The sequence below is a fragment of the Ruegeria sp. BHSA123 genome, from assembly GCF_059613425.1.
Map to the genome: position 1 here is coordinate 1 of NZ_JBXWSL010000096.1, position 7,491 is coordinate 7,491.

The 7,491-nt window shown below is 56.3% G+C and carries 5 protein-coding genes and 1 pseudogene; 5 read left to right on the plus strand and 1 reads right to left on the minus strand.

Annotated features, from left to right (window positions below):
* Together AC2FNC_RS19295 and AC2FNC_RS19300 are read left to right on the plus strand one after the other, a co-directional pair.
* Positions 1 to 211, plus strand: a pseudogene (locus AC2FNC_RS19295) (glucose-1-phosphate thymidylyltransferase); the annotation flags it as partial.
* 126 nt (positions 212 to 337) lie between these two features.
* Entirely contained in the window at positions 338 to 1,561 is a 1,224-nt protein-coding gene (locus AC2FNC_RS19300) for an O-fucosyltransferase family protein (protein WP_496716331.1), read from the plus strand.
* Positions 1,562 to 1,691: 130 nt separating this feature from the next.
* Here the strand turns inward: AC2FNC_RS19300 and AC2FNC_RS19305 are convergent, their stop codons facing one another.
* Positions 1,692 to 2,753: an NAD-dependent epimerase/dehydratase family protein gene (locus AC2FNC_RS19305; RefSeq protein WP_496716333.1), complete on the minus strand. Its 1,062-nt coding sequence runs from the start codon at positions 2,751 to 2,753 to the stop codon at positions 1,692 to 1,694.
* Positions 2,754 to 2,985: 232 nt separating this feature from the next.
* Between AC2FNC_RS19305 and AC2FNC_RS19310 the strand changes: the two genes are divergently transcribed.
* The 3 genes from AC2FNC_RS19310 to AC2FNC_RS19320 form a co-directional block, all read left to right on the plus strand.
* Positions 2,986 to 4,461 (plus strand): oligosaccharide flippase family protein, encoded by a 1,476-nt coding sequence (locus AC2FNC_RS19310; RefSeq protein ID WP_496716334.1) that lies wholly within the window; start codon positions 2,986 to 2,988, stop codon positions 4,459 to 4,461.
* A 138-nt stretch (positions 4,462 to 4,599) separates the two neighbouring features.
* Positions 4,600 to 5,358 (plus strand): TylF/MycF/NovP-related O-methyltransferase, encoded by a 759-nt coding sequence (locus AC2FNC_RS19315; protein WP_496716335.1) that lies wholly within the window; start codon positions 4,600 to 4,602, stop codon positions 5,356 to 5,358.
* A gap of 118 nt (positions 5,359 to 5,476) precedes the next feature.
* On the plus strand, positions 5,477 to 7,491 hold a 2,015-nt coding region (locus AC2FNC_RS19320), incomplete at its 3' end, for a hypothetical protein (RefSeq protein ID WP_496716337.1).

The following is a 7,491-nucleotide window of genomic DNA, read 5'->3' on the forward strand; positions in this document are numbered from 1 at the left end:
CGTTGAAAGACAAGGGACCGGGCACTCATGCCAGCCTGCTGGATGCGGGCAATTTCGTGCGGATGCCGGAAGAACGACAGGGATTGCAGACCGGCTGCCCGGAAGAGATCGCCTGGCAGCAGGGATGGATCAACGAGGAAGAACTGCACCGCCGGGCAGAGATGTCCGCCAAGAATGAATAGGGGCCTATTTGGATGGTTTGTTGAGATAGGGGGCATGTGTGAACCGGCGGCATTGCGGATCGCAACCGACCGGTCGGATACGATGATTTCAACCACATCGGCACAGCGCGTTTCCCTGCCGGTGTAACGATTGAGAAAAGGTTAAAGGCGGGGCAATGAAAAGTTATAACGCTGAATATTTGCTGATTTGCAATACGTCGGATGGTCTGATCGCTCAGCTCAACGGCATTGTCGTTCAATTGCAGTTTGCGCGCCGGATGGGGATGACGCCGATCATCTATCTGCATCAGAGAAGCTATATGTTTGGCGGTCCAAACCCGTATTTCGACGCCGAACACGGGCCCAATGTCTGGGACTATTACTATGAACCCGTTGGGGTGTCTGGCGACGAGATTCAGGCTCTGATACGGGCTGAACGGGTCTATACCCTGTCCATGGCGTCCGAGTTGATGCGGCTGTATCGGTGGGAGCCCAGAAGCTGGTTCATGAACCCCTACGGCTACTATCGCAGCGTCGAAAACCGGGCGGACGGGCCATATCCAACGGATTGGTGGCAGCAGGAACGGGACAAGGCCCGCGCGTTTCTGGACGATGGTACGATACGCTTCAAGGCATCGCTCATGCGGCAGGTGGACAGGTTCCACGGCGCGAAATTCCCCGAGCACACGCTGGGGCTGCAGTTGCGGGGCTCGGACAAGTTCGATTTTGGCGTCGGGCCCAACCTGTCCAGAAAGGTCGTCCCCGAAGAGTATTTCCCTTATATCGAGCGCTATCTGGCCGAGCATCCGGATTGTGGCGGCATATTTGTGGCCACCGATCAGCGGCAGTGGCTCAAGGATCTGGAAAAGGCCTATCCGGACAAGATCATTTCCTATTCCGAAAAATCCCTCAGCGATACGGATGATAACCGGTTTCATGATGCGGACGAAAAAGCCGCGCGCGGGATCGAGGTTCTTGTGGATCTGTTGCTGCTGTCGCGGTGTCAGTACATCATCAAATGCCATGCGGCCGTCGGCGAGATGGCAGCAACCCTGAACCGGGGTGTGGATTTCATCGACCTGAACTATCAGACGCAACCGATGCGGGCGCGCCGCAAGGCCCTGTCTGTTGTTGCCGTGCCTTGTATCAGGCTGCTCTGCGCGCTGTGGAAAATGCTGTCCGAGAACGGTCTGGCGTTGGAAAAGGTTGTCTCGGTTCAGGAAGACACGGTCATGGTGGGATCCCGCCCGCGCCCGCTGAACACGAAAGTGGCCGAAGGGGAAAAGGCCCCAAAACCACCCCTGATGTCGGGGCGTTTCATTTCCGCGGGGTTTGATTGGGTGCTCCGGTCGTTGGCCGAAATGTGTTTCGACTATGAAAAGATCGACCGTGCAGGCTAGACCTTGCGGCGCGTAGGGCAGGGGGGCGCTCTGAAATAAATAGAAACACCCGAAGTATCAGCGGCTTAAGCGTCCTATGCTTCGGGTGTTTCGATGTTTTCAGAGACCAGAGACCGGGGCCGTGCCCGGTTCAGCTGGCCTGTGCGCGGGCGATCTGCCGCCCTGGTTTCTCCAGTCCGCGTTCTGTCAGGGATTCCTCGAAATCCTGCGCCAGAGCCTCGCGGTCATGACTGTCGAAATACCAACGGATCGTACGGTCCAGCCCGTCCGAGAAGCTGACTTCGGGCTCCCAGTCCAACAGGGTCTTGGCCAGGTTGTTATCGGCCACCCGGTTGTATGGGCCGGTCGGTTTGCTCAGGTCGCGCTTGATCTCGGCATCGCGGTTGGTTCGTTCAAGGATCATCTGCGCGGCTTGCAGAACGGATGTGCGTTCCATTGTGCCCAGATTGATCGCGGTGCCGTCCTCGATCCGCTCAGCGGCGCGGATTGTGCCTTCGACGATATCCGATACATAGGTCCAGTTACGAATCTGTTCCCCGGTGCCCCAGACGATAAAGGGGTTTTGCTGCAAAAACGCCCGTCCTATCATCGCAACCACCGCGTGGTTGGCCGGGCAGCGTTCGCCATAGGCGGTGAAATAGCGGACCGAGGCGCATTTGAACCCATGCTCTTCGTGATAGGCCTTGAGCGACAGCTCTGCCATCAGCTTGGCCCAACCATAAAGGTCATCGGCCTCATAGGGCGGTTTCACCAGATCTTCGGTCAGATACAGGGTCTCGCTGGGGTCAGCCTGGATGCTGGTCGGATAGACACAGCCCGAGGACGCGAAGGTAAATTGTTCAACCCCGGCCTTGTGCGCCTCGCGGATCATGATGCTGTCCAGCGCCAGATTGGTCGAACAGGCCGCCTGGTGGGTGCTGATATAGCCGCGCCCGCCATGGGTGGCGGCCAGGTGAAACACGACATTCATGTCCGATACGGCCTTGGCGGCGGTTGTCGGGTCCAGCAGGTCAGCCTCGGCAAATTCCACCCGGCCGCTTTGCAGGACGTCGTCGATATTTTCGCGAATTCCGCTGGAAAGGTCGTCAACAACCCGGACATATGCGCCGCGCTTGACCAGGCTTTCCACAAGATGGGATCCGATAAAAGAACACCCGCCTGTCACGAGCACGTTCTTTGAAGACCAATCCATTTTTCAATCCTTTCAAACCAACTCAATCTGTACATTCGCCGCCCGCGCAATCCGATGGCCGCAGAAAACCGGGCCAGCTTGGGCAAACGCCGATAAAACAATGAACGCTCCACCGTTCCGATGAAAACTCTGACGGCAAAAATCCCGCCCGTCAACAACCCCGATTGACAGCTTTTGCTGCGTGTGCACGCTTTTGTTTCAGGCCGCTGGTTCGTTTGGAATTTGCGATCGAATGGCCGCCGCCGGAAACCTGTTTGCCAGCAACGGAATGTCGATGAAACGAGAGTTCACCACCAGTGTGGCCTGGAGCACAGCAGCCAGCTGGGTGGAGCAAATTGCAGCAGCCCTTATTTTTCTGGTCATTGCCAAGCTGATCGGGGTGGAAAGCTTTGGCATTGTTTCGATGGCGTTTGCCTTCCTGTTTCTGGGTGAGTTTCTGGTCCGTGATACGATCGCCGAGGCCATCGTCGAGCGGCACAAAATTGAACCCGGACGGCTGGAGGCCACCTTTGCTGTTCTGATGGGCTTTTCCGTGGTGATCGTTCTTGTTTTGGCTGTAATCGCGTATATCGCGGCGATTGTTTACAAGGAGCCAATTGTCGCCCCGCTGCTGATTGCGGCCAGCCCGACCGTTCTGATGATCGCCGCGGCGGGGGTTCCGCTGGCGCTGCTCAGGCGGCGGTTGGCGTATAAGACACTGGCGATCCGCACGGTTGTCGGGGTGATGCTGGGGGGGAGCGTGGGCATCGGGATGGCGCTGAACGGGTTTGGTGCCTGGAGCCTTGTGGGTCAGCGCCTGACCGAAATTGCGGTCAACAGCCTTCTGACCTTTATCGCAGCGGGATGGGTGCCTAAGAAATGGCCTTCCCGGTCTGAACTGGCGCTGGTGCGGGGGCTGGGGCCTCGAGTTCTGCAATTGCGGTTTGTGACCCTGGTCATCTTTCAGACACCAACTGTCATGCTGGGCTATTTTGCCGATCCGCGTGCGGTGGGCCTGTTTGCCTTTGCCGCGCGACTGGCCGATATCGTTCTGACCGTGTTTGTCAAAAGCCTTCAGGCTGTGGCGCAATCGGTCGTAGCCGAGCTGCGCCGCAAGCAGGACGCGACAGCAGGATTTTATCTGGATCTGACGGAACTTGCCGCCATTAGCGGCTTTGTGGCCTATGCGGGTTTGGCGCTGATTTCCTATCCTTTGGTTGAGCTTCTTCTGGGCCCGGACTGGCGCGAGGCCGGTCAGATCCTGCCTTTCTTGTGTCTGGCCTATGCGGTGATCTCTCTGACGTCCATTCAAGAGGCCTATCTGCTGGCTGTTGACAGGCTGAAACCCTTTTTATGGGCTGCCGTTGCAGAGGCCGCCCTTGGCCTGATCCTGATTACCTTGGCCAGCCGGTACGGCCCCGTTGCAACCGCTGCTGCCGTAGCGGTGCGGGCGCTGGTGGCCCTGCCGCTGCGCATGAGGGCTACCCATGCGCCCGAGGGCATCTTGGCCCTGCAGTTTTTGCGCGGCCTCAAGGCACCGCTGGCCCTTGCCGCAGGGATGTCCTTGATTGTTGGGGCGTGGCGGTTGGCGATGCTTGGTCATATTTCCGATGCGCTTTATGTTGCGTCGGCAATTCTGATAGGGGCCGGATCTGTAGGCCTGATCCTGTTTTGCTTCATGCCAGGCGCTGTTACCCGGCTGCGCACGTTTACGCATGCCTCGCCATGAAGGGGGCCGGGATGCTAAAGTTGGTTTAAGATGAAACGTCCCAGAGCCTTATTGTCCGCAGGCATCTGAGACCGAAGAATTGAAGGAAGATACCAAGCGGCATTTGATGAGTGGACTTTATAAAGGTGTGAGTGCGTTATGATTGATTGGTTAAAGAAAAAGCTTTTTCTGGTGAAATGGGGTGGGGTGGCACGGCGGTGGCCATTGGAAAGGCTGATGGCCACGACCGATCTTGACCTCACAGATGCAGAGCTTGCTGAGCTGACTATTGGTATTCATTCATGGCGGCAGCTTATCCCGTGGTATCTGAAACGATTTGAAACGCTGAAGGACAAAGGGCAGTTTTACTGCTTTGGTGTTGCCCATGGCAGTACGGTCGAAGGTCTGGTGATGGGGCTGCGGGATCGGGGGATGGATGTTCCCGATATGCATCTTTTTGACTCCTTCGAAGGGCTGCCGGCGGAAGATCCGGGGATACAGGTTCCTGCGGTGTGGAATGTCGGTGCATTTGCCGCGCCTTTGCCTGAACTGAAAAAGAAGCTGACAAAACTGGACCTGCCCGAAGGTCAGTGCACGATCCATGAGGGGTGGTTTTCAGAAACTCTCAAACCCGAGTTGGTGGAAAACGGTACGTTCAAGACGGCAGCGTATGTCGATATTGATGCGGACCTTTACAACAGTACGATGGATGTTCTGAATTTCATGTTCGAACACCGGCTGATCCAGGCGGGTACACTGATCGGATATGATGACTGGGGCGATACCGATCTGTGGACAGCGGGCGAAAGCCGCGCGCACAAGGAAATCATGGAAAAATACAACGTGAAATGCGCCCAGCTGTTTTCTTGGGGAGAGCCGCCATTGATCCGAAAGCTTTTTCTCGTCGTTGATGTATAGGTTGTTTGAGTGCCGCCACGCTGTGATCGGAGGTCTATTGATGACATATTTTTGTTTTTAATTGATTTTTTGAAAATGAGATTGGATCTGTAATTGTGTTGCTAGTGAGATTGGTGTGATGAACGATGCGCATAATGTAACGCGTTCAGAGAATAACGCTCTGATCCTACCCAGGATCGCTCTGGTGCTTTGCGCCATGGCCCTGTTTGTGTTTGCACTAATGGGGGCCATCAATCCATCCGAGCTCGCGCGTGTCGAATACTGGTGGTTCATGGTTGCGGCGGCGGCGGTGCTGATGCTTGCTGTTTCGGTTCGCACATCCTGGCAAATGGCGGGTCTTGCGGCAGCGACTTTCCTGATTGGCTTTGGCGCACAACTGGCGGTCAGGGATCCAACATGGTTTCAAAATGTTCGATTCCGCCCCACGGTATTTTCCTATGCAATGATGGGTGTCATCCTGACTCAGGGTGCTGTGGCGGTGTTGGTGCTTGTCCGGCACAGGGTCCCGGGGCAACTTCTGCGCGTTTTGCGTGATCTTGGATGGGGCCGCGTATTTCTTTTTCTGCTGGTGTTGGTTGTCGCGTCCAAGGGGGCAATGGGCTTCATAGCAACGGAAAACTATCTGAGGCTTGTCAAACATGTGATAATCGCCTCTGCCTTCATGGGGCTCAACGTCGCTAGCTTTGTGGCCATTCTGGTTGCGTTGCCCGGCGAAAGGCTGGCCGAATTGTGTGCCAGCGTCCTCCAGTCCGTCAGCTTGCCCGGCAGCGGGAACGAATTACGCAAATTCAACAGGGTTTTCCCGTTTTGTGTGGCTGCGGCCCTTTTTCTGGTTTCCATTCTGGTGAATCTGGCGGCACTCGGGGGCGTGCCACATCTGGACGACATCCTATACCTATTCCACGCTCGGTATATTGCCGATGGTTTCCTTACGCTTCCGGTGCCACCCTCGACCGAGGCGTTCGACCATTACCTGATGGATACCTATCAGGATCGGTGGTTCGTGACGACATTCCCCGGCTGGGCTGTGGCGCTAGCACTGGGCGTCAAGATCGGGGCACCATGGGTCATCAATCCGCTGCTGGCGGCTCTCAGTGTTCTGCTGTTGCACCGGTTCATGAAAACGATGACGGATCGGGGCACTGCAAACCTTGTCATCCTGCTCATGGCCGCGTCGCCGTGGTACATATCCATGGCCGCGACGCAACTGATCCACACCTTCACCTACGCCCTGATCCTTGGCACTTGGGTGCTGCTGCTGAAAGCCCGGGAACGGCCCTCGGTGATAATGCCGTTCATCGCGGGCGTGTTCATGGGGTGGCTGGTCATGACGCGTCCTCTCGAAGGCTTTTACATGGGGGCCTTGACCGGGCTTTGGGTGCTGACCTTTCTGAAAGACAAAAGACAATTGCAAACTGTCATCGCCTACGGGTTGGGCTGTGTGGTCATTGGTGGTCTGATCTTCCCTTATAATGCCTATTTGACAGGAGACCCGTTTCTGACCCCGCTGAACAGTTATTACAACGAGTTCTGGGGGCCGGGTTCCAATGCGCTCGGCTTTGGCCCCGACATCGGGCCCCCGGATTGGGGGAATGTTGATGTCTTCAAGGGGCACAGTCCCCTGGAGGCGCTGATAAACAGCCAGCAGAACCTGTACGAGCTCAATTTCTCACTGTTCGGATGGGGTGGCGCGTCACTGGCCTTTGCACTGTTCTTTGTGCTCTGGGGTCAGTGGACGCGGATTGCGGCCGCCATGGCAGTCATTATCGCGATAACCTTGGGACTTTACTCGTTGTTCTGGTTCTACGGCGGCTATTTTTCGGGACCACGCTATTGGTTCATGATGATCGTTCCATTGCTGATTCTGAACGCCTTTGGAATAGAGACTGCGGCGCGGAAATTTTCCCACCTGTACCCCGAGGGTCTGGCCCCACAACGGATCGGAGCAGGCGTCGCTTTCCTGTGTCTCTGTTCGGTTCTCGTGTTTGAAAGCTGGCTCGGGTTCAACAGGTATCCCGGAATCAACGGCTATCATGAAGAATATCAGACTCTGACCCGACAAGAGCGCTATCGGAACAGCTTGATGTTCATCTCGCTGGAGACGGAGAAAGAGTTTGGCAGCGCATTCTGGCT